General features: G+C 71.8%; 26 protein-coding genes and 1 pseudogene. 12 read left to right on the top strand and 15 right to left on the bottom strand.

The features are described from left to right. Positions 1-4: 4 nt before the first annotated feature. Positions 5-922 carry an oxidoreductase gene (locus tag ACZ6I3_RS14990; protein ID WP_469414803.1) on the top strand — a complete coding sequence of 306 codons (918 nt, stop codon included), beginning with the start codon at positions 5-7 and terminating at the stop codon, positions 920-922. On the opposite strand, the gene ACZ6I3_RS14995 is transcribed toward ACZ6I3_RS14990, so the two are convergent. Further along, positions 919-1,377 (bottom strand): pyridoxamine 5'-phosphate oxidase family protein, encoded by a 459-nt coding sequence (locus ACZ6I3_RS14995; protein WP_469414805.1) that lies wholly within the window; start codon positions 1,375-1,377, stop codon positions 919-921. The two genes, ACZ6I3_RS14990 and ACZ6I3_RS14995, sit on opposite strands and share 4 nt — an antisense overlap. 62 nt (positions 1,378-1,439) lie before the next feature. Next, positions 1,440-1,835, bottom strand: a complete 396-nt coding sequence (locus ACZ6I3_RS15000; RefSeq protein ID WP_469414807.1) for a tautomerase family protein — start codon at positions 1,833-1,835, stop codon at positions 1,440-1,442. 127 nt (positions 1,836-1,962) lie between these two features. Between ACZ6I3_RS15000 and ACZ6I3_RS15005 the strand changes: the two genes are divergently transcribed. Both ACZ6I3_RS15005 and ACZ6I3_RS15010 read left to right on the top strand, forming a co-directional pair. After that, positions 1,963-2,355, top strand: coding sequence for a VOC family protein (locus tag ACZ6I3_RS15005; protein WP_469414809.1), 393 nt, complete (start codon positions 1,963-1,965; stop codon positions 2,353-2,355). A 46-nt stretch (positions 2,356-2,401) separates the two neighbouring features. Then, a complete protein-coding gene (locus tag ACZ6I3_RS15010) occupies positions 2,402-3,481 on the top strand; it encodes an adenosine deaminase (protein ID WP_469414811.1) in 1,080 nt (359 codons plus the stop codon). Here the strand turns inward: ACZ6I3_RS15010 and ACZ6I3_RS15015 are convergent. Together ACZ6I3_RS15015 and ACZ6I3_RS15020 are read right to left on the bottom strand one after the other, a co-directional pair. Next, entirely contained in the window at positions 3,463-3,978 is a 516-nt protein-coding gene (locus ACZ6I3_RS15015) for a mycothiol transferase (RefSeq protein ID WP_469414813.1), read from the bottom strand. The two genes, ACZ6I3_RS15010 and ACZ6I3_RS15015, sit on opposite strands and share 19 nt — an antisense overlap. A 41-nt stretch (positions 3,979-4,019) precedes the next feature. Continuing rightward, positions 4,020-4,904: a LysR family transcriptional regulator gene (locus ACZ6I3_RS15020; protein WP_469414815.1), complete on the bottom strand. Its 885-nt coding sequence runs from the start codon at positions 4,902-4,904 to the stop codon at positions 4,020-4,022. A gap of 120 nt (positions 4,905-5,024) precedes the next feature. Between ACZ6I3_RS15020 and mgrA the strand changes: the two genes are divergently transcribed. From mgrA to ACZ6I3_RS15045, 5 genes are all read left to right on the top strand, one after another. After that, entirely contained in the window at positions 5,025-6,017 is a 993-nt protein-coding gene (gene mgrA / locus ACZ6I3_RS15025; protein WP_469414817.1) for an L-glyceraldehyde 3-phosphate reductase, read from the top strand. Positions 6,018-6,295: 278 nt separating this feature from the next. Continuing rightward, complete coding sequence (locus ACZ6I3_RS15030) at positions 6,296-6,706, top strand: hypothetical protein (RefSeq protein ID WP_184595929.1); 411 nt, start codon at positions 6,296-6,298, stop codon at positions 6,704-6,706. Between the two features lie 46 nt (positions 6,707-6,752). After that, positions 6,753-9,083 carry an FHA domain-containing protein gene (locus ACZ6I3_RS15035; protein WP_469414818.1) on the top strand — a complete coding sequence of 777 codons (2,331 nt, stop codon included), beginning with the start codon at positions 6,753-6,755 and terminating at the stop codon, positions 9,081-9,083. 9 nt (positions 9,084-9,092) lie between these two features. Continuing rightward, complete coding sequence (locus tag ACZ6I3_RS15040; protein ID WP_469414820.1) at positions 9,093-10,178, top strand: hypothetical protein; 1,086 nt, start codon at positions 9,093-9,095, stop codon at positions 10,176-10,178. Then, complete coding sequence (locus tag ACZ6I3_RS15045; protein ID WP_469414822.1) at positions 10,175-11,161, top strand: serine/threonine-protein kinase; 987 nt, start codon at positions 10,175-10,177, stop codon at positions 11,159-11,161. Before ACZ6I3_RS15040 ends, ACZ6I3_RS15045 begins: the two co-directional genes overlap by 4 nt. 10 nt (positions 11,162-11,171) lie before the next feature. On the opposite strand, the gene ACZ6I3_RS15050 is transcribed toward ACZ6I3_RS15045, so the two are convergent. Continuing rightward, positions 11,172-12,470 (bottom strand): streptophobe family protein, encoded by a 1,299-nt coding sequence (locus ACZ6I3_RS15050; RefSeq protein WP_469414824.1) that lies wholly within the window; start codon positions 12,468-12,470, stop codon positions 11,172-11,174. 179 nt (positions 12,471-12,649) lie between these two features. Here ACZ6I3_RS15050 and ACZ6I3_RS15055 point away from each other — a divergent pair, with 179 nt between their 5' ends. Then, complete coding sequence (locus ACZ6I3_RS15055; protein ID WP_469414825.1) at positions 12,650-13,777, top strand: DUF6777 domain-containing protein; 1,128 nt, start codon at positions 12,650-12,652, stop codon at positions 13,775-13,777. 1 nt (position 13,778) lies between these two features. Here the strand turns inward: ACZ6I3_RS15055 and ACZ6I3_RS15060 are convergent, their stop codons facing one another. Genes ACZ6I3_RS15060 through ACZ6I3_RS15070 form a run of 3 tightly spaced genes read right to left on the bottom strand, consistent with a single transcriptional unit; the run spans position 13,779 to position 14,913 of the window. Next, on the bottom strand, positions 13,779-14,195 hold the full coding sequence (locus ACZ6I3_RS15060) for a PRC-barrel domain-containing protein (RefSeq protein ID WP_469414826.1): 417 nt from the start codon (positions 14,193-14,195) through the stop codon (positions 13,779-13,781). Continuing rightward, positions 14,192-14,776 (bottom strand): PRC-barrel domain-containing protein, encoded by a 585-nt coding sequence (locus ACZ6I3_RS15065; RefSeq protein ID WP_469414828.1) that lies wholly within the window; start codon positions 14,774-14,776, stop codon positions 14,192-14,194. Before ACZ6I3_RS15065 ends, ACZ6I3_RS15060 begins: the two co-directional genes overlap by 4 nt. Next, positions 14,773-14,913, bottom strand: coding sequence for a hypothetical protein (locus ACZ6I3_RS15070; RefSeq protein WP_469414830.1), 141 nt, complete (start codon positions 14,911-14,913; stop codon positions 14,773-14,775). Before ACZ6I3_RS15070 ends, ACZ6I3_RS15065 begins: the two co-directional genes overlap by 4 nt. 190 nt (positions 14,914-15,103) lie before the next feature. On the opposite strand from ACZ6I3_RS15070, the gene ACZ6I3_RS15075 reads away from it, so the two are divergent. Then, on the top strand, positions 15,104-15,568 hold the full coding sequence (locus ACZ6I3_RS15075; RefSeq protein WP_184595941.1) for an ATP-binding protein: 465 nt from the start codon (positions 15,104-15,106) through the stop codon (positions 15,566-15,568). Positions 15,569-15,758: 190 nt separating this feature from the next. Here ACZ6I3_RS15075 and ACZ6I3_RS15080 read toward each other — a convergent pair whose 3' ends face one another. Next, on the bottom strand, positions 15,759-16,643 hold the full coding sequence (locus tag ACZ6I3_RS15080) for an RNA polymerase sigma factor SigF (protein ID WP_469414832.1): 885 nt from the start codon (positions 16,641-16,643) through the stop codon (positions 15,759-15,761). Between the two features lie 301 nt (positions 16,644-16,944). Between ACZ6I3_RS15080 and ACZ6I3_RS15085 the strand changes: the two genes are divergently transcribed. Next, positions 16,945-17,337: a helix-turn-helix domain-containing protein gene (locus ACZ6I3_RS15085; RefSeq protein ID WP_469414834.1), complete on the top strand. Its 393-nt coding sequence runs from the start codon at positions 16,945-16,947 to the stop codon at positions 17,335-17,337. 25 nt (positions 17,338-17,362) lie between these two features. Here ACZ6I3_RS15085 and ACZ6I3_RS15090 read toward each other — a convergent pair whose 3' ends face one another. Both ACZ6I3_RS15090 and ACZ6I3_RS15095 read right to left on the bottom strand, forming a co-directional pair. Next, positions 17,363-17,965 carry a ClpP family protease gene (locus ACZ6I3_RS15090; RefSeq protein WP_469414835.1) on the bottom strand — a complete coding sequence of 201 codons (603 nt, stop codon included), beginning with the start codon at positions 17,963-17,965 and terminating at the stop codon, positions 17,363-17,365. Beyond that, on the bottom strand, positions 17,965-18,606 hold the full coding sequence (locus ACZ6I3_RS15095; protein WP_469414837.1) for an ATP-dependent Clp protease proteolytic subunit: 642 nt from the start codon (positions 18,604-18,606) through the stop codon (positions 17,965-17,967). The genes ACZ6I3_RS15090 and ACZ6I3_RS15095 overlap by 1 nt, the downstream gene beginning before the upstream one ends. Before the next feature lie 227 nt (positions 18,607-18,833). On the opposite strand from ACZ6I3_RS15095, the gene ACZ6I3_RS15100 reads away from it, so the two are divergent. Beyond that, a complete protein-coding gene (locus tag ACZ6I3_RS15100) occupies positions 18,834-19,316 on the top strand; it encodes a VOC family protein (protein ID WP_469414838.1) in 483 nt (160 codons plus the stop codon). Between the two features lie 37 nt (positions 19,317-19,353). Here ACZ6I3_RS15100 and ACZ6I3_RS15105 read toward each other — a convergent pair whose 3' ends face one another. From ACZ6I3_RS15105 to ACZ6I3_RS15120, 4 genes and pseudogenes are all read right to left on the bottom strand, one after another. Then, positions 19,354-20,229, bottom strand: a complete 876-nt coding sequence (locus ACZ6I3_RS15105; RefSeq protein WP_469414840.1) for an aminoglycoside phosphotransferase family protein — start codon at positions 20,227-20,229, stop codon at positions 19,354-19,356. Between the two features lie 33 nt (positions 20,230-20,262). After that, positions 20,263-21,165 (bottom strand): SGNH/GDSL hydrolase family protein, encoded by a 903-nt coding sequence (locus ACZ6I3_RS15110; RefSeq protein ID WP_469414841.1) that lies wholly within the window; start codon positions 21,163-21,165, stop codon positions 20,263-20,265. Positions 21,166-21,279: 114 nt separating this feature from the next. Beyond that, entirely contained in the window at positions 21,280-22,164 is an 885-nt protein-coding gene (locus ACZ6I3_RS15115) for a geranyl diphosphate 2-C-methyltransferase (RefSeq protein WP_469414843.1), read from the bottom strand. A gap of 44 nt (positions 22,165-22,208) precedes the next feature. Next, positions 22,209-23,234, bottom strand: a pseudogene (locus ACZ6I3_RS15120) (family 2 encapsulin nanocompartment cargo protein terpene cyclase); the annotation flags it as partial. Positions 23,235-23,777: the final 543 nt, after the last annotated feature.

Here is a 23,777-nt window from a genome sequence, read left to right on the forward strand (position 1 = left end):
GCCGATGAGCTCACAGACGATCACCGCGGACGCCGCGGGAACCTGGAAACTCGGTGACCTGCCCGTCCACCGCCTCGGCTTCGGCGCCATGCGGCTGACGGGCAGCGCCGCCTTCCATCACGGCACACCGAGCGACCGCTCGCGGTCGATCGCCGTCCTGCGCAAGGCGATCGACCTCGGCGTGAACCACATCGACACGGCCGCCTTCTACTTCTCGTCGCTGCGCTCCGCGAACGAGCTCATCAACACCGCGCTGGGGCCCTACCCGGACGACCTGGTCATCGTCACCAAGGTAGGCCCGTACCGCACCCACGACGGGGAGTGGGGCACCTCGGCCCGCCCCGAGGATCTGCGCGGCCACGTCGAGGAGAACCTGCGCCAGCTCGGCCGCGACCATCTGGACGTCGTCAACCTTCGCCGGATGCCGAAGTACGACTCGATCGCCGAGCACTTCGGGGCCCTCGCGGAGCTCCGGGACGCGGGCCTGATCCGGCACCTGGGGGTCTCCAACGTCGAGCCCCGTCAGCTCGCCGAGGCGCAGGCCATCGCGCCCGTGGTCTGCGTGCAGAACCGGTACGCCCTCGACCGTCCCGACTCCGCGACCGACGAACTGCTGCGGATCTGCGGCGAACAGGGCATCGCCTTCGTGCCGTTCTACGCCGTCGCCGGCGAGAGCGGGGAGCACGGTGCGACCACCGCCCACGACGAGGAGGTGCGAGCCGTGGCCCGCGCCCGCGGTGCGAGCCCCGCGCAGATCCGCCTCGCCTGGACGCTGCACCAGGGCCCGCACGTCCTCGCCATCCCCGGCACCGGCGACCCCGGCCATCTCGCCGAGAACGTGGCGGCGGGTGCGATCCGCCTCACCGACGAGGAACTGGACCGGCTGGGCGCACCGCGGCGCAGGGCCGGGGCCACCGGCTAGACAGCCCAGCTCCCGTCCCGCATGAGATGCCTGCGGGGCAACTCGTGCGCCTCGCACCACGCCTGCACCGCTCGTGGACGCACCCGGAAGAACGCGTACGACGCGTGGTCCTCGCGCGGATCCCAGCCGGTCTTCGTGCGGAACGCCTCGGCCGCGGCGGCCGGCACCCCGGCGGACGTGAAGGTCTCCACGTCGCCGTCGACGAGCACGACGTCCCGGGTGTCCCCGAACGCCAGCCGGGCCCGCCGGCCGTCCCGCAGATTGCGGCCGGTGGGGTTGGTCAGCCGGGTGCACAGCCACACGGCCTCGTCGTGCCACACGAACCACAGCGGAACCAGACACGGCACCCCTTCGGCGTCGGCCGTGGCGACCCAGATGTCCATTTCCCGCTCCAGCCGGACCAACAGGTCAGCCTTGCGCTGGGCGGGGGTGCGAGGTGGCTCGGTGATCTTCATGAGCGGGACGCTAGCGGTCGGTCCCCGGGCGCCGCCTCGGGCTGCAGGCGTAGGCCGAAGGCCTAGGCCTTCGCGGAATCGAGGTACTGCGCCAGCCCTTCGCCCAGTGACCAGTCGGCCGACTCGTTCTCGGTCAGGACCACGAACACGTTCCTCGGCTCGGTGCCCGCGTACGCCTGGGCGACTTCGGCGATTCTCCGGTACAACGCCTGCTTCCGCTCCGGCGTGCGACCGGAGCGGAGGGTGATCACGACGTAGACGATGCCGTCGTCGCGGCGCACACCGAGGTAGTCGTCGTACCGCAGCGAGCCGCTCGTGCCGTCGTGGTCCCTCAGGATCTGGAACCGGTCGTCGGGCGGAATGCCGAGCGTCTCCCTCAGGGCGTCGTGGACGGCACGGCCGATCGCGGCGAGGCGCTCGGGGCCGGCGCGGAGCGTGTCGATGCGGACCAAGGGCATGGGGCCTCCCTAGGGTCGGGGATCGTGAGTGTACATACTAGTAGTTACAGAGCTGGAAATGCAGGTTGGCATCCCGTGCGTTTTACGTATAACCTCTCCCGTCAACCGCACGCTCCGAGAGGTCCCGATGAGACGTATCGCCCTGGTCACCCTCGTCGTCGACGACTACGACGAGGCGATCCGCTTCTACACCGAGGCCCTCGGATTCCGGCTCGTCGAGGACGCGCCCCGGCCCGACGGATCCCGCTGGGTCGTCGTCGAACCCGGCGCCCCGGGAGCCGGCACCGGCCTGCTGCTGGCCCGCGCCAAGGGGGAGGCCCAGGCCGCCCGGGTCGGGGACCAGGCCGGAGGGCGGGTCGGGTTCTTCCTGCACACCGACGACTTCGCCCGCGACCACGCCCGGATGACCGCCGCGGGCGTCACCTTCCTGGAGGAGCCGCGGCACGAGCCGTACGGCGTCGTCGCCGTCTTCCAGGACCTGTACGGCAACCGCTGGGATCTCCTTCAGCCCGCCGGCTGATCCACCCCCTTCCGCTTCGAACCGTCCGCTCAAGGAAAGACCCGCCATGACTGCTACGCGCGTAGACGACGCACTGATCCGCCGGCTGCCCAAGGCCGTGCTGCACGACCACCTCGACGGCGGCCTGCGCCCCGCCACCGTCGTGGAACTCGCGGACGCGGTCGGTCACACCCTGCCCACCACCGACCCCGACGAGCTCGCCGCCTGGTACTACGAGGCCGCCAACTCCGGCGACCTGGTGCGCTACATCGCCACCTTCGAGCACACCCTCGCCGTCATGCAGACCCGCGAGGGCCTGCTGCGCACCGCCGAGGAGTACGTCCTCGACCTCGCCGCCGACGGCGTCGTCTACGGCGAGGTGCGCTACGCCCCCGAGCTGAACACCAACGGCGGGCTGGCCCTCGCCGAGGTCGTCGAGACGGTTCAGGAGGGCCTCGCCGCCGGTATGGCGAAGGCCGCGGCCGCGGGCACCCCGGTCCGTGTCGGCACCCTGCTGTGCGGGATGCGGATGTTCGACCGGGTGCGGGAGGCCGCCGACCTGGCCGTGGCCTTCCGGGACGCCGGTGTCGTCGGCTTCGACATCGCCGGTGCCGAGGACGGCTTCCCGCCCGCCGACCACCTCGCGGCCTTCGAGCACCTGCGCCGTGAGAACGTGCCGTTCACCATCCACGCCGGGGAGGCGCACGGCCTGCCCAGCATCCACCAGGCCCTCCAGGTGTGCGGCGCCCAGCGCATCGGGCACGGCGTGCGCATCACCGACGACATCCCCGACCTCGCGGCGGGCAAGCTCGGCCGGCTCGCCGGCTGGGTGCGCGACCGGCGCATCGCCCTGGAGATGTGCCCGACCTCCAACCTCCAGACCGGCGCCGCGACCTCCATCGCCGAGCACCCGATCACCGCGCTGAAGGACCTCGGCTTCCGCGTCACCCTCAACACCGACAACCGGCTGGTGTCGGGCACGACGATGACCCGCGAGATGTCCCTGCTGGTCGAGCAGGCGGGCTGGAGCGTCGAGGATCTGCGCACGGTCACGGTGAACGCCGTGAAGAGCGCGTTCCTCCCCTTCGACGAGCGGAACGCCCTGATCCGGGACGTCGTACTGCCCGGCTACGAAGCCGCGCTCTGAAGGAGCCCGCGCAGGTAGGCGGCCTGTCCGATGTGCTGGAGATCGTCGGACAGGACGCTGACCAGCCGGACCCCCAGAGTGACCGGGGGGTCCCAGCGCTCGTCGACGACGCGCTCCAGGTCCTTGGCGGCCAGGCCGCGCAGGGCGGTGAGGCTCTGGTCGTGCACGGCGTCGTGGTAACCGGTCAGCAGCTCGCCCGAGTCGACCCGGACCTTGGCGACCTTGGCGGGGCTGTGGCCGTAGCCCGTGTCGTGGCGGGGAAGGCCCAGGCCGAAGCGCTTCTCCCAGTCCTGGGCGAGCCACACCTGATCGAGGCCGAAGGCGTCGGCGATGTGGTCGTCCTGGACGCGGGTGAGGTGCCAGACCAGCCAGGCGACGGAGTTGGCGTCGGGGGAGGGGCGGGCGGCCAGTTCGTCGGGCCCGAGGCCCTCGACGGTGGCGTGGACCTCTTCCCGGATGCGGTCGAAGCCGTCGATGAGGATGTCCTTCGCATACATGGCTCCACCCTCGCGCATCGCCGCGCGGCGTGCGCCCCCGCTCACGCGCCGGTGGCCTCCAGCAGCCCCATCAGCGCACGGGCCGCCGGACTGGTGGCCCCCGGGGGCGGCAGCAGGGCCACCGTCTCGTACACCGCCTCGCCCGTGCCCTTGACGGGCAGCGCGGTCAGGGAGGCGCGCTTGTGCGCGAAGTGCCGCGGCACCACGGCGACGCCGAGGTTCTCGTCGACCAGGTCCAGCAGGGTGTGCACGTCGTTCACCTCCAGGGCCACGGTCCGCCGTACGCCCGCGGCGGCGAACACCGTGTCGGTGCTGCGGCGCGGCCCCCAGTCCGGGTGGAAGTCGACGAACACCTCCCCGCCCAGCTCCTCCGGAGTGACGGCCGCGCCCGCGGCGGCGAGCCGGTGGCTGGCGTGGCACAGCAGCGTCATCGGCTCGCTGGTCAGCGACACCGACCGCAGCTGGTCGCCGTCCTCCTGCGTGCGCACGACGAAAGCCAGGTCGAGCCGGCCCGCCGCGACGTCCTCGGCGAGGGCGCCCGACCCGGCCTGCCGCAGGCAGATCTCCACGTCCGGGTGACGGTGCCGGAACGCGGCGAGCAGCCCCGCCACATGCACCCCGGCGATGCACTGCTCGCTGCCGAGCGCCAGCATGCCGCGCAGTACGCCCTGTACCGCCGCCACCGCCTCGTGGGCCGTCCGCACCTGCGCCAGGATCCGCTCCGCCTCACACAGCAGCGCCCGACCGGCCGGAGTCAGCGTCACCCGGCGGGTCGTCCGCACGAACAGCGGCGTCTGCAGCTCCCGCTCCAGCGCCCGGATCGAGGCCGACAGGCCCGACTGGGAGACCAGGAGGCGTTCCGCCGCCCGGGTGAAGTGCTGGTCCTCGGCGACCGCGACGAAATGCTGCAAGTGGCGCAGTTCCATGACTGAGAAGCGTAACCGCTGAATTCCATCGGATTCTTCTGTTGGACGCATGGGAGCAGGTCACGCCAGAGTGGACAGCGGTTTCATCCGACCGCGCCAGCCAACCCCTCTGGAGTCGCGTTGTACACCGCACACCCCGACCGCTACGCGGACATGCCCTACCGGCGCACCGGACGCAGCGGCCTGAAGCTCCCCGCGCTCTCCCTCGGCCTGTGGCACAACTTCGGCCCGGACCGGCCCGTCGAGACCCAGCGCGCCATCCTGCGCCGCGCCTTCGATCTCGGCGTCACCCACTTCGACCTCGCCAACAACTACGGCCCGCCCCCCGGCTCCGCCGAGTCCGCGCTGGGCGGGTTCCTGAAGTCGGACTTCGCCGCGTACCGCGACGAGCTGGTCATCTCCACCAAGGCCGGCTACCTGATGTGGCCCGGCCCGTACGGCGAGTGGGGCTCGCGCAAGTACGTGCTGTCCTCACTGGACCAGAGCCTCACGCGGATGGGCCTGGACTACGTCGACATCTTCTACTCGCACCGCCCCGACCCGGACACTCCGCTGGAGGAGACGATGGGCGCCCTGCACTCGGCGGTGCAGCAGGGCAAGGCGCTGTACGTCGGCGTCTCCAACTACTCCGCCGAGCAGACCCGCGAGGCCGCCCGCATCCTGGGCGAGCTGGGCACCCCGCTCCTCATCCACCAGCCGCGCTACTCGATGCTGGACCGCCGCCCCGAGGACCAGGGCGTGCTGGACGCCCTCGACGAGCTCCAGGTCGGCTCCATCGTCTTCTCCCCGCTGGAGCAGGGCCTGCTCTCCGCCCGCTACCTGGACGGCATCCCGGAGGGCTCCCGGGCGGCGAGCGACAGCCCGTTCCTGAACTCCGACGCGCTCACCGAGGAACTGGTGGGACGGCTGCGCGACCTGAACGACATCGCCAAGTCGCGCGGCCAGACCCTGGCACAGCTGGCGCTGGCCTGGGTGCTGCGCGGCGGCCGGGTCACCTCCGCGCTGGTCGGCGCGAGCAGCGCGCGGCAGATCGAGGACAGCGTCGGCGCCATCCGCAACCTGGACTTCGACGCGGACGAGCTGGCCCGGATCGACGCGATCGTCAAGCAGTAGAGGTCTCCCCGGCAGGCACCCGGGAGGTCGTGCCCGCCGGGCAGGATCCGGATCGCCGCTCGTGACGAACCCGGCAGGGACCACCCTGCCGGGTTTCGGCCAGCTCGGGGTGTGAATATGCCAGGAGAGTGGCCGGAAAGTCGTGGTGACAGTGTTTCAGCAGTGAACATACTGACCTGCGAGAGCGTTTTCACATCCAGCGACGGCGCCCTCACGCACAGCACGCGAGCCGCGGAGAGTCGAGTCCGGCGGGCGGGCAGGGCAACGGGGGAGGTCACGTGCACGACGAGTTCCTGTGTCACGTCACTGCGTACGGAGTCTGCGACGGCCGCCGCATCGGAGTGCCCCTGGGAACCTACCGGGCGCCCACCCTCGCCCTCGCCCTGTGGTGGCTGCGCGACCGCGCCTCCTGGATCGCCCAGCGCCTCGACCCCCAGCCCGACGCCGAGCACTTACCGCCGGGCGCGCTCGTGCCGGTGGCCGACACCGTGCCCGACGTGCCCACACAGCTGCGCGCCTGGTGCGCCGACCCCGGTCACCAGGAGAGGGTCGCCGAGGAGTTGGCGGCCGGACGGCTGGTACGCATCGCCACCAGCGACGACACCACCGAGTACGAACTGCTCGCCGAGTCCGTGGACGCCCTGCGGATGCAGCGGACGGCCCCCGGCCTGGGAATCCCCGTGGCCTGACCTGCTCGCAGAGGCATATAGCAGGCAAATCGGTAGAATCTTGGTCATGGCGCAGTCTTCGGTAGCACCAGAACTCGTCCTGGAGACCGAGACGGACTCCACCGTGATGATTCCGGGTCGCGACTACCGCGTAGGACGCGACCCGTTGAGCGACATCGTCATCGACGACGACCGGGTCTCCTGGCACCACGCCGTGCTGCGGCCCACCGACGGCCACTGGACCATCGAGGACGAGAACAGCACCAACGGCACCTATGCCGAAGGCCGCCGCATCCACGAGTGGGACGTCGGCCCCGGCACCGTCATCCGCTTCGGCAACCCGGCCGACGGACCGCGCGTGGTCCTGCTGGGCCGCCCCGCACCGGCCCCGGAACGCCCCTCCGCCGTCTCGATGCCGGCGGCGACCGGCACCTACCGGCAGCCCACGACCGTACGGCCGCTGCCCGCCCGGACCGTCCGCATCGGACGCGCCACCGACAACGACCTGGTCATCGACGACCTGGTGGTCTCCCGCCGGCACGCCGAGCTGCGCGCCCTGCCCGACGGCACCTACGAGATCACCGACCTGGGCAGCCACAACGGCACTTACCTCAACGGCAGCCCCGTCACCAGCGCCCCCGTCGGCCAGGGCGACATCGTCGGCATCGGCCACTCGGTGTTCTGCCTCGTCGGCGACGAACTCCAGGAGTACGTCGACACCGGTGAGATCTCCCTGGACGTCCAGGACCTCGCGGTCACCGTCGACCGGGGCCGCAAGACGCTGCTCGACCACGTGTCGTTCCCGGTGGGGGAGAAGTGCCTGCTCGCCGTCGTCGGCCCGAGCGGCGCCGGAAAGTCCACGCTCCTCAACGCCCTCACCGGCCAGCGGCCCGCCGACCACGGCACCGTCCTCTACGACGGCCGCGACCTCTACCGCGACTACGCCGAGCTGCGCCAGCGCATCGGCCTCGTCCCGCAGGACGACATCCTGCACGCCCAGCTGACCGTCCGCAAAGCCCTCTCCTACGCCGCCGAGCTGCGCTTCCCGCAGGACACCGCCAAGGCCGAACGGCGCGCCCGGGTCGACGAGGTGATCCGCGAACTGGGCCTGGAACAGCGCGTCGACCAGCCCGTGCACAGCCTGTCGGGCGGCCAGCGCAAGCGCGTCAGCGTGGCCCTGGAGCTGCTGACCAAGCCGTCGCTGCTGTTCCTCGACGAGCCGACCTCCGGCCTCGACCCCGGCATGGACCGCTCGGTGATGCACATGCTGCGCGGCCTCGCCGACGACGGCCGGACCGTCATCGTCGTCACCCACAGCGTGCTCAGCCTGGACGTGTGCGACCGGCTCCTCGTGCTCGCGCCGGGCGGGAAGACCGCCTACTACGGGCCGCCCGAGGACGCCCTGGCGTACTTCGGCTTCGAGCAGTGGCCCGAGGCCTTCGAGGCCTTCGAGCGGGACAAGGACCGGGACTGGGCGGGGGACTACCGCGCCTCGCCCTTCCGGGACCGCTACATCGCCGACGCCACCGCGCAGCCCCGGCAGCCCCGGTCCGAGCCCGTCGTCATCGCCGCGCCGCCCCGGCCGCGCAGCCGGGCCGCCCAGCTGAACACGCTGGTGCGCCGCTACGCCTCCGCGCTCAGCGCCGACCGCACGTTCCTGATCATCATGATCGCCCTGCCGTTCGTGATGGGCGTGATGGCGCGGGCGCTGTCGGGCGGCAAGCTGACCCTCGACACGGCGATGAACACCCTGCTCATCCTCTGCGTCGGCGCCGTGCTCACCGGCGCCGCCAACGCCGTGCGCGAGCTCGTCAAGGAACGCGTGATCTACCAGCGGGAACGGGCGGTGGGCCTGTCCAGATCGGCGTACCTGATGTCCAAGGTCGTCGTCCTGGGTGCCATCACCGTGCTGCAGGCGGTGGTGCTGACACTCGTCGCCCTGCTCGGCGTGGACCTGGGCGCGCCCGGCGACGAAGGCGTGCTGATGCCGCCCCTGGTGGAGATCGCGGTCGCCGTCGCCCTGCTGGCGTTCACGGCGATGATGCTCGGCCTGCTCATCTCGGCGCTGGTGCGCAAGGAAGAGGTGACGATGCCGCTGCTGGTGCTCGTCGCCATCGTCCAGGTCGTCTTCTGCGGTGCCCTGCTGAAGTTGGACGGCGTGCCCGGGCTGGAGCAGCTGGGCTGGCTGGTGCCGGCGCGCTGGGCGCTGGCCGCGATGGCCGGCACCGTCGGGCTGGCCCGGATCGTGCCGGACGATCTGACCAAGGATCCGCTCTTCGAGCACTCGGCGGGCATATGGCTGCTCGACGTCGGGATGCTGGTCGTGCTGTCGGCGCTCTTCGGCTTCCTCGTGTCCCGGCTGCTGCGCCGGCACGAACCGGCCGTGATGCGGAAGTAGGGAGCCTCCATGACGACTCCCGGATTCCGGCCCACGCACGTCGTCCCGCAGCACGGGATGCCCGCCTGGGAGGCCCCCGACCCGGCCCGGCCCACCGTGGACCTCGACCCCCTGCTGCCGGTGCAGCTCGTCGAGCAGCAGGGCGACTGGGGGCATGTGCTGTGCTTCAACGGCTGGTCGGCCTGGGTCGACGGCCGCCACCTGGTCGCCGTACCGCAGGATCCGCCCGCCGCGGACGCGCCGCTGACCTTGACCGCCGACTCGCGTCCGCTGCTGACCCGCACGCAGGAGGCCCTGGCGCGTTACCGGTCCGCGGTCGAGGACCTCGCGGGCGGCCTCGACCGGGAGGCCTTCCACTCCCGCACCCACGGGCTGCGGATCGGCGTCGTCGTCGACGGCGGGTCGGTGTGGCTCTACGACGCCGCGCACGGGCACTGGGTGTACGCGGAGGGCATCCGGGCGACCACGTACGCGACGGACGAGACCCCGAGTTCCCAGCCGGAGTCCCGACCGTCCGAGACCCCGGCGCCGGCACCCACCCCCACGCGGGTGGTCCCCCCGGAGGCGGTCGAGGACCCGCCTCCGGCAGAGGAGAGGCCTCGGGCCGAGGATCCCGCGCATCCGGCCGGGGCACCGCCCACGCCGGGCGCCCCGCCCGATCCGACGCGGGTGGTGTCGCCTGAGGCGCCTGAACCGGCGGGTGCCGTGCCGCCCGAGGCGCCTGAGCCGACGCGGGTGGTGTCGTCTGAGGTGGCTGAACCGGCGGGTGCTGTGCCGGCTGCGGGGTCTGAGCCGACGCGGGTGGTGTCGCCTGAGGTGGCTGAACCAGCGCGTGCCGTGCCGCCCGAGGCGCCTGAGCCGACGCGAGTGGTGTCGCCAGAGGCGCCCGAGCCGACAGCGGCGGTGTCTGCCGAAGCTCCCGAACCGACCAGGGTCGTGTCGTCCGATGTCCCCGAGCCCACTCGCCTCGTGTCCCCCGAGGACGCTGTGGAGGAAGAGGCCGAGGAGCCGGACAGTACTGCCGAGGCGGCGCCCACGCGCGTCGTGGGGTCCGAGCCCGCCCGGGTCGTCTCGCCCGAGGGTGACACCCGTTGACCCGCGAGACGAGCCTGTTCTCCGGGCGGCCCTCCGAGCTGCTCGGGCAGCAGATCGCCGGGTACCGGATCGAGAAGGAGATCGGGCGCGGCGGCATGGCCGTGGTGTACCGGGCCCGCGACCTGCGTCTGGAACGCACCGTCGCCCTGAAGCTGCTCGCCCCGGAACTCGCCCGCAACGACACCTTCCGGCGCCGCTTCACCCACGAGTCCCGGGCCGCCGCCGCGATCGACCACCCGCACATCGTGCCGGTCTTCGAGGCCGGTGAGACGGACGGCGTGCTGTACATCGCCATGCGGTACGTCGTCGGCAGCGACCTGCGTCATCTCCTCGACCGGGAGGGCCCGCTGTCGCCCGCCACCACCCTGCGTATCGCCGCCCAGGTCGCCTCCGCGCTGGACGCGGCCCACGACCACGGGCTGGTGCACCGGGACGTCAAGCCCGGCAACATCCTGGTGGCCCGCGGCACCGACAGCGACCACCCCGAGCACGCCTACCTCACCGATTTCGGCCTGACGAAGAAGTCGCTGTCACTGACCGGGTTCACCACGGTCGGCCAGTTCGTCGGCACGCTCGACTACGTCGCTCCCGAGCAGATCTCGGGCCGCCCGGTCGACGCCCGCTGCGACGTGTACGGATTCGGCTGTGTCGTCTACGAGATCCTCGCAGGCCATCCGCCCTTCCGCCGGGACGACGACATGGCACTGCTGTGGGCCCACCAGTACGACGAAGCGCCGCCGCTGACCGAGGCCCGGCCCGACCTCGCCCCGAAGGTCGACCCCGTCCTCGCCAAGGCCCTCGCCAAGAGCCCCGAAGACCGGTACCCGTCCTGCCTCGCCTTCGTCGCCGCCCTGCGCGCCGCGACGACCGGCGGCGGGCCCGCCGCCGGCCACACCCCCACCCGGGCGGGCCGGGAGCCGGGGGAGGAGCGGCCGAAGCCGCCGCCGCGCTGGGCCGAACCGGTCTTCACACAGCGGACGTAGAACCCCGGCGTCAGCTCTCGCTGTCGGAGCGGACCTCGCCCCGGCGTCGTACGTGCCGCGCCAGCAGCGCCCCGGCGAACCCGGTCACCAGACCCCAGGGGACGGCCAGGCCGACGGCACCCCACAGCCGGGGTCTGAGGAAGAGTTCGCCCCCGAGGCCCCCGCCCAGGTCGCCGATGCCGAGCACGGACAGGCCGAAGTGCGCGGAGATGCGTCCGACGAGGCAGATCATGAACACCGTGAGCATGAGGGCGACCGCCATGTGCACGGCGTGCTGCCAGGCCCGGACCCGGGCCGGTGACCGGGCCGCCATCACGAACGCCGCGGCCAGCAGCAGCACCACGTCGATGACCAGCAGCCACCACACCCTGCCGTCATGCTCCGAGAGCGTCCGCAGGTTCAGCTCCGAGATGTCCGGAGTGCGCAGCACCTCGTCGAGCACCTGCGGCATGGGCAGTCCGAACGGCCCTTCCACGCGGCCGGTCCAGGTCGCGCCGAGGCCGATCGTCAACGCCAGCCACACCAGGTTGGGCATGCCGAGCAGAATCACGGCGAACGTCTCCGTCGCGTGGCCCCGCGTCGCCGCTACGACCAAGGCGATGACCACGCCGATGACGACGTACGCGAGCAGCAGCGCGACCATCGCGTACGCGGCCGGCCGCACCGACGCCTGGAAACGCAGCAGCCCGGCAGGCAACGGGGCGGCCCGCGACACCAGCAGGGCCAGCACCAGCACACCGGCCAGCCACACCAGTCCGACGAACACGGACAGCGGAACGTCCGTGGTGAAACCGATCTTCGGCGAGGCGCCGAACAGGTCGCCGAGTTCCCCCAGCTCCTCGTCGCCCAGGGAGAGGGCGAACGTGTGACGGGCGGCGAGCGTCAGGCCGATCAGTGCGAGCAGCCACAGGACCGCGATCCTGGCGGCCCAGCCGGCCAGCTCCGCGGCGCCGGCGACCGCGCGATGGCGCAGCGGCCGCAGGAAGCCCCAGGCGATCACCAGCGCCCCGGTGAGCGTGACGGACAGCGGGATCACGGTCAGTCCGGCCTGGGTGTCGGCGAAGTCGCCGGCGCTGCCGGAGAGCTTCACCGTGCCCCCGACGGCGGTGACCACGGTCGCCATGACGACCGGGGCGAACGCGCCGTCCGGAAGGTCCGTGGCCCCGGCGGCCCACAGGCCGAGCGTGGCCACCACCATCATGGCGAGCAGCCCGCCGAGCACCGTGCCGAGGGCGTGCACCCAGCCGTGGCGGGCGACGGCCCGCGCGCCGGAGGTACGTGGCTGCCCGGAGGAGGTGCGCGAACTCACGCTGCCACGCTAAGCAGCGCCCGCGCCGGGCGCCCGTCGGGTGGTCCGTCCGCGTCGGCTTGCGGGCCGGACGGGGCCGGGGCACACAATGAACGCGTGGTGGAAGAAGCGGTACATATCAGGATTGATCGCCTCGGGTGTGCGAAGGCCGTACAGAACCCACGTGGGAAGAAGAGCTCGTGAGCGTCGAACCGCCGTCGTCCGGTCGCCCCACAGGACCTCCCTCGGGCCCGCTGTCGGGTCCCTCCCAGCCGCCCTCGGGGGGCGGCGCGCCACCCCCCGAGCCGCCGAGCGGGGGTGGTGGTGAACCGCCGGAGCCCCGCCGCCCGTGGTGGGGGTCCGTCCCTCGTGTCGCGCTGATCGCCGGCGCGGTCGTGGCCGCCGTGGTCCTGGCCGTGGTGTTCACCCGCCCCGACGGCGGCACGGGCGCGTCAGACGGAGGTACCAGTACCTCCGACAGCGATGTGCTGCTGCAGCCCGCGGCGGACACCGGCCCGGACCCGTTCACCGACTCGACGGCCAAGGAGAGTTCCGCCCCGTCGATCACGCCGACGCCCGCCGGATCGGCGTCGCCGAACGCCGTCCGGGCCGTCCGGGGCGGGGCGCCCGGCCTGTACGGCGGCACCCGCAACGTCGCGAGCTGCGACGTGGAGAAGCAGATCACGTACCTCAAGCAAGCCCCGGACAAGCAGCGCGCGTTCGCCTCGGTCCAGCGCATCGAGCCCTCCGAGGTCCCCGCCTACCTGCGCTCGCTCACCCCCGTGCAACTCCGCATGGACACCTGGGTCACCAACCACGGCTACAAGAACGGCCGCCCCACGCAGTACCAGGCCGTCCTCCAGGCCGGCACGGCCGTGCTCGTCGACGACCGGGGCGTTCCCCGGGTGCGCTGCGCGTGCGGCAACCCGCTGACCCCGCCGGTCTCCCAGCAGGGGAAGACGACCGGGGACAAGTGGGCGGGCTACAAGGCGTCGGACGTCGTCGCGGTCAAGCCCGCCGAGGAGCCGATCGACGTGTTCGTGATGTGCGAGCCCGACGGCGAGTGGTTCAAGCGCGACAAGGGCGACACGGGCGAGAACGACCGCAAGACGGCTCCGCCCAGCAAGCCCACCCCGTCGGCGACCGTCACCACGCCGACCGGCTCGACCTCGTCAGAGCCGACCACGAGCGAACCGCCGACCACGGAGACGACGTCCGGACCGACGACGGACGAATCGCCGCCGGCGGACGACTCGCCGCCCCCGCCCGCAAACGACACAGGCCAGGACACCGGGGGCGGCGCGACGGACCAGGCCCCGGCCTCCTGAGTCACCCGGCGCGGACCACCAGGGCGTAGTCCCCGAGCCCGAGCAGCCGATCGGCCGGCACATCGCCCTGGGCGGTGACGACCGCCTCGACGCGGCCGGTGTCCGGTTCGAACGCGACGTCTTGGACCGTGCCGAGCCAGTCGCCCGTCTCGGTGAGGATCCTGAGGCCCGGCAGCTCGTGGTGCGAGGGCACCTCGGCCGGGGCGGTCGCCGAACGGACGAGCACGGCGTCCGGGCCGAGGGCGTGCAAGGCACCCCAGGCCAGCACGGTCTCCTTGCGGGAGTGCCGGCCCCGCACCCGGACATGGGTGACCACACCGGCCGCGGCGTCGACCGTCAGCGACTTCACGACACCGAGTTCGTCCGCCTCGGCCAGGGTCAGCACCGGCAGGCCCCGCGCCTGCGAGAACAGCATCATGTCGGCGTCCCCCCGTGCCCCTGCCGGAACGCGCCCACCCGGGCGACGAAGGCCGGCAGGTCGTCGGCGACGTAGCGGGTGGCGTCCGCCGGAATGACCAGGGCGCGGCCGGAGACGGCGAGCGTCTCGCCGCGCGGTACGTACACCCGGTGCCGGCGTCGCCGGGAGCCCTTCACCAACGCCTTGACCGCGGCGATCCGGAATCCCACGACCCGGCCGCTGGTACCGCCCTCGACGACCACGTCGAGCACCGTGCCGACCTCGGCGCCCTCGTCCGTCAGCACCTTGGCGTGCAGTACCCGGCCCTGCTGGGCCTCACGCCGTGCCACCACGACGGGCGTGTCCGCCAGGGCACCGGCATCGACGATCATGACCGCGTGCGGGCCCAGCGCGTGCACCGCCGGCCAGGGCAGGCTCTGCTTCAGCGGACCCGACAGCAGCCCCCGGCCGCTGAGCGTGAACCCGGTGATCCGCCCGGCCGCGGCGTCGAAGACGGTGTCCTTGATCTGCGCGACGGCATCGCCGCCCAGGGTGACCACCGGCAGGGTCGTCAGGCTCCGTGCCGCCATCAGCTGGTTCATCGCACGTCCTTCCCGCCGGGCCGGCGACGGACCGCGATGACCGTCCCCGACCGCCGGCCGGCCTGCACGGCCAGCGTCACCACGGCGACGCCGACGAGCGTCGCGACCACCACGACCAGCCATATCCACCAGGCCACCGCACACCTCCGGCGATCCGGCCCGGCCGCCCTCGGCCGGTCCTTTTTCCCTCCGAGTGCCCCTCCCGCGGGGGACAATGCCCAGGGCAGGGGACGGACGAGAACGTGTCAGGACTGCGAAGCCCGGCTCGGGGTACGAGCACTGGTGCAGAGCGTCCGGCCAGTCCGGCTTCTTCCCAGAAAGAAACGAATGATCGACCACCTGGACGGGGCAGTGATACCGACTGGTTTCGACGTGCCCGTGGAACCGCTGAGGCGGGCGGCACACTACACAGGCGAGCAGGGATGTATCGCCGAGGCGCGGTCCTTCGCCGCGCTCTTCCTCGACCAGCTCAGGACCGAGTGGTGCGCGAGCATCGACGACCGGGCCGACGGCGCGGTGCAGCTCGTGGTCAGTGAGCTGGTCACCAACGCCGACCGGCACAGCAACGGGCCGTACATCCTGGAGCTCGTGGGCACGGACACCGCCGTGACCGTGTCGGTCTACGACAGCAGCTCCGCCCTGCCCCGCATCTTCCCGCGCAACCCGGAGCGCGTCGGCCGGCACGGCCTGGAGATCGTCCACGCACTCGCGGAGCAGGTCAGCGTGGAGCGGGTGCCGGTGGGCAAGCGGGTGCGCGCCGTGCTGCCGCTCGCCGGTGCGACCGGGGGCTGAGCAGTCCGGCTGAGCCGTCCGAGTGAGGTTGGTTCCCCCTCCCGGTGAGGTGTCCGTTCCCGGTGAGGTGTCCATAGAGGGCGCTCGCGCGCCATGGTGCCGGCACAGCGTCGCGGGTGCCGTCGCACCCCCGCACAGGGAGGGACAGCACCCGCTGGTCGCCGTATGTCCGGCCGGCCCGCCGTCCGCGTCAGGCGCAGCCGAGTTCGCCCAGCATGCCCTCGCGCAGCCGGGTGATGATCCGCTTGATCAGACGCGAGACGTGCATCTGCGAGCAGCCGAGCTCCTCGCCGATCTCCGCCTGGGTGGCCTCCTCCACGAACCGCATGTGGATGATCTGCCGGTCGCGCTCGCTGAGCTCCGCCATGAGCGGCGCGAGCGAGTGGAAGTCCTCGACGAGCCGCAGCCCGTCCTCCTCGACGCCGATGAAGTCGGCCAGGACCGCCTCGCCGCCCTCCGGCCCGTCGCCGGTGAGCGCGGCGTCCAGCGACGACGAGTTGTACCCGTTCGCGGCGATCTGCCCCTCGACGACCTCGTTCTCGGTGATGTTCATCAGGGTGGCCAGCTCGGCGACGGTCGGCTCGCGGTCCAGCCGGCTGGCGAGTTCCTCGCGGGCCTTGGCCAGCTCCACGCGCAGCTCCTGCAACCGCCGCGGCACATGCACCGCCCACGTCGTGTCCCGGAAGAACCGCTTGATCTCACCGACGATGTACGGCAGCGCGAAGGAGGTGAACTCGACCTCGCGCGACAGCTCGAACCGGTCGATGGCCTTGATCAGGCCGATCATGCCGGTCTGGACGATGTCCTCCATGTCGTCGCCGCGGCCACGGAACCGGCCTGCCGCGAACCGCACGAGCGACATGTTCATCTCGATCAGCGTGTTGCGCGCGTACTGGTACTCGTGCGTGCCCTCCTCGAGTACCGTCAGGCGCTGGAAGAACTGGCGGGACAGCGCCCTGGCGTCCCGAGGGGCCACGGACCGCGGATCCACGACCGGCAGTGCTCCGCCACTCGTTCCGGCCTCGGCGTTCTCCCCGGCGACTTCTGCCTTTGACCGGATCACGGCGGTCTCCATTGCCTCTCCCCACGAAGTCACGGCTACAGCTGCCTAGGTCCTTCCGGGTTGCGGGTACCCGGGAAGGCGCAACACATGCCCCCGAATGCCGTACGGCGGAAAATCGGTGGAGCACGGCATTCCGGTCTGCCCATGCTCACCCACAAGGCCGACCGTGGGCAAGAGGCGGTACCGCTGCCGGAGTGCGGGAGTGAAGCGTCTCGGCCCCAACGCCGTGACCAGGTCTTCGCGTTCCGCTGATTCCACCCAGGGCGGAACGCCGGGCCCTTCCCTCGGGGGCCGGCGCTCCTAGGCTGGAGCGGTGAGTAACCACGTGCCGAACGAAGCCCGCGTCATCCCGCTGCGCCCGCACGGCGCGAGCCCTCCGGCCCCCGCCGTGAAGGAGCCGCTCTGGCGCGACCTGGTCGGCGATGTCCTGCGCCGTGAACGCCTCGCGCAGGAGCGCACCTTGAAGGACGTCGCCGACGAGGCACGGATCTCCATGCCGTATCTGTCGGAGGTCGAGCGCGGCCGCAAGGAGGCCTCCTCGGAGGTCCTCGCGGCCGCGGCCCGCGCCCTCGGGCTGAGCCTCGGCGACCTGCTGTCGAGGACGCAGGGCGAACTGACCCGCGTCACCTCGCGGTACACCGGTGGCGGCAGCCGCCGGGGGATGGCGTCCCCGTCCTCGTACGACGGAATGTGCCTGGCCGCCTGACTGGGTCTGCCTGTCGGCCGGCGCCTCAGACCTGCACGAGGCGCCGGCTGAGCACCTCGTCGGCCAGCCCGTAGTCCACGGCCTCCTGCGCGGTGAACACCTTGTCGCGGTCCATGTCGGCCCGCAGGGTCGCCACCTCGTGGTGGGTGTGCCGTGCCAGCACCTCCTCCACCTGGGAGCGGATCCGCACCATCTCCCTGGCCTGGAGCGCCAGGTCGGAGACCGTGCCGCGCTGCCCTCCGGTCGCCGGCTGGCCGAGCAGCACGCGGGCGTGCTCCAGTACGAACCGCCGTCCGGGGTCCCCGCCCGCCAGCAGCACGGCCGCCGTGGAGGCCGCCTGCCCGATACAGAACGTCGAGATCGGCGCCCGCACGTACGACATGGTGTCGTAGATGGCCATGAGCGAAGTGAACGATCCCCCGGGCGAGTTGAGGTAGATCGCGATCTCGCTCTCCGGGGACGAGGACTCCAGATGGAGCAGTTGCGCGATGATGACGTTGGCGACACCGTCGTCGATCTCCGTGCCGAGGAAGATGATCCGCTCGGACAGCAGCCGGCTGAACACGTCGTAGGACCGCTCGCCCTGCGGGGTGCGCTCGACGACGTTCGGAATCGTGTAGGTACCCATCACTGCAGCCCCATCCTGCGCCGGCCGGCCGTCGGGCGGACGTCCGCGAGGGACTCCACGACCCGGTCGACCATGCCGTACTCCCTGGCCTCCTCGGCCGTGAACCAGCGGTCCCGGTCGCCGTCCCGGGAGATCGTCTCCTCGCTCTGCCCGGTGTGCTCGGCGGTGATCCGCTCGATGGTCCGCTTGGTGTGCTCCAGGTTCTCCGCCTGGATCTCGATGTCGGCGGTGGTCCCGCCGATGCCGGCCGACGGCTGGTGCATCATGATCCGCGCGTTGGGCAGGGCGTAGCGCTTGCCGGTCGCGCCGACGCTGAGCAGGAACTGGCCCATGCTCGCGGCGAAGCCCATGGCCAGGGTGGAGACGTCGTTCGGGATGAGCCGCATCGTGTCGTAGATGGCGAGGCCCGCGTGCACCCCGCCGCCGGGGCTGTTGATGTACAGGCTGATGTCGGTGCGCGGGTCCTCGGCGGACAGGATCAGCAGCTGGGCGCAGACCCGGTTCGCGGAGACCTCGTCGACCTGGGTGCCCAGCAGCACGATGCGCTGCGCGAGCAACTGGGCGGCCAGCTGGTCGTCGAACCGGCTCGGAGGGGTGTCGCCCTCCTCGGCCCGTGGGGCGAGTGCGGTGAGTGGAGTCATCGGTTCTCCTCGTCGTTGCGGAAGTTCCGCGGAAGTGCCGTCGACTCCACTCTTGACCTCGGACGACGCCGTTGTGCGGATTCTCTGCCCGGGGCAGATTCGCTACGGGCAGAGCGGGCGTCAGCCCTTCGTGACGGCCACCTGATTTTGCCGGCGAGCGACCGATGAGTTCCGGGGCGAGAGCCGGTCGACAGTGGTGACAGCGTTCTACGCGCCCGGGAGGACTCATGACCACCGACGGTTTCACCACGTGCCTCTGGTTCGACGGCCAGGCCGAGGAGGCGGCCCACCTCTACGTCTCGATCTTCAAGAACTCCAGCATCGGCGAGATCGCCCGCTTCCCCGAGGGAGCGCTCCAGCCCGCCGGCAGCGTCATGACCGTCGAGTTCACCGCCAACGGCCACAAGTTCCTCGCGCTCAACGGCGGGCCACAGTTCACGTTCACCGAGGCGGTCTCCTTCATGATCTTCTGCGCCGACCAGGAGGAGATCGACTACTACTGGACCAAGTTCACCGAGAGCGGCGGCGAGCCCGGCCCGTGCGGCTGGCTCAAGGACAAGTACGGCCTGTCCTGGCAGGTCGTCCCCGACCGGCTCCAAGAGATGGTCACCGACCCGGACCCGGCGCGGGCGGCCCGGGTGACCAAGGCGTTCATGGCGATGAGCAAGTTCGACATCGCCGCCCTGGACAAGGCCTACGCGGGCGAGTGACACCCCCGGTCAGGGGCAGGCCCGGCCGAGCCTGCCCCTACGCCGCCTCGGCCAGGATCTCCCGGATCACCAGCCGGGAGTTCTCCGCGACGGGCGGGTTCGTGTCCCAGTAGTACGGCAGTGCGATGACCGCGATCGACAGGGCCCAGCCCCGGCCCCGTGCCCACTCGGCCTCGCCGGCGCCCGTGGCCTCGCGGAAGGTGCCGCGGACCCCGGCGGGCAGCACGCACCAGGCGCTGATGAGGTCGACGGCGGGATCTCCCACCCCGACCGTGCCGAAGTCGATCACGGCGCTCAGCCGTCCGCCCGTGACCAGCAGGTTCCCGGCCATCAGATCGCCGTGCGCCCAGACCGGCGGCCCGGCGTACTCCGGGGCGCGCAGGGCCTTCTCCCACGCCTCCGTCACGGCTTCGGTGTCGATCCGCCCCGAGAGCTGGGCGAGCGCCTCGCGCAGGAAGGGATCCCGGGCCGCCAGCGGTACTCCCCGGCAACCGGTCGGGCCCTCTGCCGGGTCGATCCGGCGCATGGCCGCGACGTAGGAGCCCAGGTCCTTGGCCAGCAGCCCCGGTTCATCGAGGGCGCCGGGCACCGGGTTGCGGCCGTCCAGCCAGCCGTACACCGACCAGGGCCACGCGAAGCCCTCGCCCGGCTCGCCCTGCCCGACGGGTTCGGGGGAGGTGACGGGCAGGCCCGGGCTCAGCCGGGGCAGCCAGCGCAGTTCGTGCGTGATGGACTCGACGGCGCGGGGATGACGGGGGAGCCGCACGACCTTGTCCGCGCCGAGGCGGAACATGGCGTTCTCGCTCCCGGAGGACTCCACGCGTCGCAGGGGCAGCCCCGCCCACTGCGGGAACTGACCCGCGATCAGCCGGCCGACGAGCGCGACGTCGACCTCTCGTTCGTCTTCATGCATTCGCACAGCGCACATGACCCCCCATTCGAGCGGTCAGTTCGCCGACTGTCGAATGGTTTTGGTGATCTCCCGGGCGATGCGCAGGATGCCGGGGGAGCGTACCGGGCAGGGCTTCGGCGTGGACGTCGTGGGAGCCAGGCAGAAGTGCAGATAGTCGTCGTCGCGGTGCAGGGCCGTCCGGTCGCGGCCGGGCTGGGTGCAGTAGTCGGGGTGGGCACGCTCGTAGTCCGTGCAGGGCAGGTGCTGCGTCCATGTGTAGCGGTCCGCGCCGGGGCTCACCGTCCCCCCGGCGTCGGCGACGATGTCGTCCGTGCCGGCGGTCAGCCGCTCGTACAGCCCGTTCACGCGCCGCACCCGGTCGGGCGTGATCGGGTCCGGCCCTTGGAGCACCCACACGATCCGCGGCCGTCGCGCCCCGCCGGCCGTCGCGATCTGCTCGACGAGCCTGCGCGCGTCGGCCTCGTACCGCTTGAAGTACCGCTCCCGTGAACCGTCGTACGTGATCTTCTCCATGCACCAGGTGAAGTCCCAGGCGTTGCCCCAGAACTGCAGGACCACGAAGTCCGGCCGCAGCGACCGCACCAGGGCGGCCGCCTTGTCCCGTGCCGGTACGAGCGACCGCTCCGCCGTGCCCTCCAGGTAGTCGCACAGGGTGGTTCCCGAGTAGGGGGCGCTCGTGTACTTCGCGCGCAGGTCCCGGCGCAGCTCCTGGCCGAGGACCTTCTGGTTCTCCATGGCGAGCGAGTCGCCGAGATACAGCACCCGGGGTGCCTTGGCCGGGGTGCGGGGGCCGGGTGAGGCCGGGGCCCGCTGGCGCGTGGTCGTGGACACCTCCGGCGCGGACGGCGGGGACGTGTCAGGTCCGGACGAGGGATCCCCGCACGCCCCGAGCAGCAGCCCGGCCAGCAGGACACCCACGATCCACGGTCCGCGCATACGGCAACTCCCGCCCCGGCCGGTGAAACGGCTCCCCAGGCAAGCACAGCCGGGCCCGGGGCGGAAGACGCGCGTCGGCCACGAGGCGCCCGTGGCCGACGACTTGACGTGCGGTCAGACGCGGTCGGCGACGATCATCAGGTACTGGAAGCTGCCGTTCTTGTACGCGGTCAGGAACGTGTCCTCGATGCCCGTGACGAGATGATCGGCCCGCCGGCGCAGCTCCCAGTAGGGGATGGCCGTGTCGGTGAGGTCCTGCACATGCACGGGGACCAGTCGGTTGCGGGCCATCGCCCGGAAGTACTCCGACCGCGGATGGATGTCGCAGATGTAGTGGGCGTTGATCAGGGAGACCTCGCGGGAGGCCCGCCCGTAGGTGTCGTTGTAGCAGCCGGTGATCACCACGTAGCGTCCGCCGCGGCGCAGCAGCCGGGCGTGCTCGGCGAACAGCAGGTCCAGCTCCACGTACATGGTCGACTCGTTGTTCCACGACGCGGCGAACGCGCCCGAAGGGAACCCCGTGTCGAGCATGTTCCGGCAGTGGTAGCGGACCTTGCCGTCGATGCCGCGCCGCCGGGCCTGCTCGTTCGCGAAGTCCGCCTGCTTGGCCGAGAGGGTCACGCCGTCGGCGCGGCAGCCGTACCGCAGGTTCGCCACGACGCTGCCGCCGCCGCGTCCGCAGCCGGCGTCGAAGGCGCGGTCGGCGGGGGCCAGGGGGCCGAGGTGGGTGGCGAGCAGTTCCGCCTGGGCGTGCTCCAGGCGGTGCAGTTCGGTGGTGACCCGCTCGCGGCGCAGCTCCGGGTCGGACTCGTCGAGCACGGACCAGTCGGCGTCTCCGACGCCGTAGTGATGGTGGTACAGGTCGTCGATCTTCCCCAGTTCGAGGTTGACCGGGTTCTCCTCCGCGTTCCAGTAGTCGGCCACGCGGGTCTGGTACGTCGAGTCGGCGGCGGGCGAGGGCTGCAGTGATGCGGTCGTGGCGTCGGCGGTGGTGGTCAAGGACGGCTCCTCGTGCTTCTGGCGTGATGTCAAGGGACTGTGCTCTACCAGTAGTCGGGCAGGTGGTAGCGGTGGGTGTTGGTGGCGTGCCACTCGTGGTTGCCGGACACCCAGGCCGCCAGGCTCCGGGCGTAGCGCTCGACGAGCGGCGAGCCGGCGGACAGGACCGCGGACTCCTCCTCGAAGGCGTCCATGATCTGGTTGTGGATCTCGACGGCCTTCAGATAGGCGGCCTTGAGTCCGCACCGGTCGTTGGCGGCGATGACCAGCGGCAGGTTGAGGTGGTCGGGTTCGGCCGCGAGTTCCTTCGTGAAGGAGTACAGGTCGTTGACGATCGTGGTGGCGTTGCACGCGAGCGCCGTGATCCGCTGGATCTCCGGCCGGGCGTAGACCGCCTCGGGCAGTTCGTAGCCGTCCACGGCGTCGACGATCGACAGGCAGGGGCGGAAGTTGTTGAACTGCCGCATCACCAGGTACTCCCAGACGCGCGGCACGTGCCGCGTCTCCGCCCAGGCGGCCTCGGCGACGTAGCCGAGGTGCAGCCGGGCGATGTCGTGCACGAACCGGTCGGTCTGGCTGGGCGTGGCGAACCCGGCGTAGTCCCGCAGCGCGCGGTGGTACGAGCGCAGCGGACCGTCGGCCGTCAGCCCCTGGCGCCACTCGCGCTCCGCCTCGGGCGGCCCGTGGAAGGGGTCGAGTGCCGACTGGGCGATGATCAGCCGGCCGCCGACACCGCGTGAGGATCCGCCCCGGTCCTCGTCCTCCGAGCAGTAGCAGCTGTCGACGAGGTTCTCGGCCAGCAGCAGCTCGCCTGCGACGGTGAGGCGGTCCAGATCGGCGGCACCCGGATGCTGGAGCACCACGGCCCGGCCGAACTGGAACCCCGCGAAGTCCCCCGTCCACGCCGGCGGAAACAGATCGAGCCGGTGCGCCCAGGCCTCCAGCCTCCGGTCGATCTCCACGACCTTCTCGGGATCGGCGGGCACGGCGGGCCGACACCGAAGCCCAGGCACGGGCCCGCCGGGCCGGGCCCGTCCGGTACGGGCGAGGCTCGGGGGGCCGGGCGGGGTGAGCCGGGGGGTGGAGGCGGGCGGGGGCGGTTGGGGTGTCGAGCTTGGGGGGCTCGGGACCGAGAAGCTGAGGGTGGGTGGGGCGGGAAGGCGGAAGACCGGGCGGGTCGCGCGGGCTGGTGGAGTCGCGGAGCCGGGGGGTTGAGGGACCGGCGCTTCGGCGGTCGGTGGGCTCGGGAGGCCGACGGTTCTTGAGGCCGAAGGATCGAGGGCTGGACGAGGCTCGGAGCCCGAGGGCAGCGATGCCGGAGCCCTGAGTGCCGGTGGGACAGAGAAGCCGAAGGTCGGTGCGCACGGAGGTCGGAAGACCGCCCGGTGCGCGGAACTCGGTGAGGTCGCGGAGCCCGGGGACAGTGGGCCCGGGGATTCGGCAGTCGGTGGAGTCGGACAGCCGGGGGGTGCTGGGGTGGGAGACCCATGGATTGGTGGGGCGGGTTGGTGCGTGGAACCCGAGGGCGGTGGGGTCGGGGACCCGGGAGCCGGCGGGGTCGGGAAGCCGAGGGTTGGTGGGCCGGGTTGGTGCGCGGAAGCCGAGGGCGGTAG

Source organism: Streptomyces sp. NPDC041940 (assembly GCF_055589465.1).